This window comes from Peribacillus sp. NPDC056705, from assembly GCF_043656335.1.
The window spans coordinates 1-1,249 of the sequence record NZ_JBHTYI010000217.1; the positions used below are offsets into that span (position 1 = coordinate 1).

Consider the following 1,249-nt stretch of genomic DNA (forward strand, 5'->3'; position numbering starts at 1 on the left):
CTTCCAATCCATCTGCGGTCGATGGGCCAGATGCAGACAGTTCCCGATATCCTCGGGTTCACCCATCTGCCTAACCGCTTCCTGCACGGCAGGCTCCTCTGCATTCCCTTCCAGCATTAACAGCTCCGCCCGTTCCTCGATATGCCCCAGCAGTTCCTCCCGAATCTCGCTGTGCATCGGCTTGGCGCGTACTTGCTTGCATACCCGGTCTAGGAACTCTTGAACAACGCGGTACTCCTCTGCACGCAGCACGTTAAGTTCCCTCCCCAATCACGGTGTCGACGGCGGTACGGAACTTGACCCACTCTTTGGTTTTCTCACGAAGATGCTCCTGTCCTCGCTTGGTCATCCGGTAATACTTTCGCTTCCGTCCATCATGCTGACTCCAGTACGATTCCAGCCATCCTTCAGCTTCAAGCGTGTGCAGAATCGGGTATAACGTCCCCTCCTTCATCAGGAATACACCGTTGGAGCTCTGCTCAATCTCCTTAATTAACTCATAACCGTACATCTCGCGTTGGTTCAGCACCGTCAGCAACAAGATGACGGTGCTGCCTTTCAACAGTTCCTTGTTAATGCTCATGTTTGCGATCACCCCATACCTAGATAATCTATGTATCGTAAATCTATGTATACGAGTATATGATATAGCCCCTTGCATTGCAATAAAGATCTGATAAATAGAAAAAACCTAGCATAAGTAGGGAATATACTTACTAACCCTGGCTAGAGGTTTCTTCTCTTCTCTATAAAGACGAGAAGCTCGCTTACGTTCTGTTTAGTCGTAATTTCTATATGAAAACAGCGCTAATCCTCCCGGTATGAACCCGCCGCGCCACCCATTATGATAAAAGTTGGCTGATATTAAGCCGCACATCGAAATCCCCTTATATATGAGAACGTTTACAATCCTATACTACATAGAAATGAGGTTGTACAGATGAACTATCAATTTCAGAATCCGGATCTTCCATTAGAGCAGCGGGTCAACGATCTGGTATCTCAATTCACGTTGGCTGAGAAAATCGCCTTAATGTGCCAATACCAGACAGAGATCCCCAGACTCGGCGTACCTCAATATAAACATGGCACCGAAGGTGCCCACGGTGTCGCATGGCTCGGTGAAGCGACGGTCTTCCCCCAGAATACCGGACTCGCCTGCACTTGGAACCCTGAGCTGATGCGCAGCATCGGTTCGGTTATTGCAGATGAGACTCGCGTGTATTACCAACGCAACAAGGCTATACAT

2 protein-coding genes and 1 pseudogene are annotated in these 1,249 nt (G+C 48.8%); 1 reads left to right on the forward strand and 2 read right to left on the reverse strand.

Annotated elements, in window-relative coordinates; genetic code table 11:
* Both ACFRAK_RS29065 and ACFRAK_RS29070 read right to left on the reverse strand, forming a co-directional pair.
* The coding region (locus tag ACFRAK_RS29065) for a permease prefix domain 1-containing protein (RefSeq protein ID WP_394573208.1) at nt 1-252 on the reverse strand (252 nt) is incomplete at its 3' end.
* Between the two features lies 1 nt (nt 253).
* Nucleotides 254-583 (reverse strand): PadR family transcriptional regulator, encoded by a 330-nt coding sequence (locus ACFRAK_RS29070; protein ID WP_394573209.1) that lies wholly within the window; start codon nt 581-583, stop codon nt 254-256.
* 357 nt (nt 584-940) lie between these two features.
* On the opposite strand from ACFRAK_RS29070, the pseudogene ACFRAK_RS29075 reads away from it, so the two are divergent.
* Nucleotides 941-1,249: pseudogene (locus ACFRAK_RS29075) on the forward strand (beta-glucosidase); the annotation flags it as partial.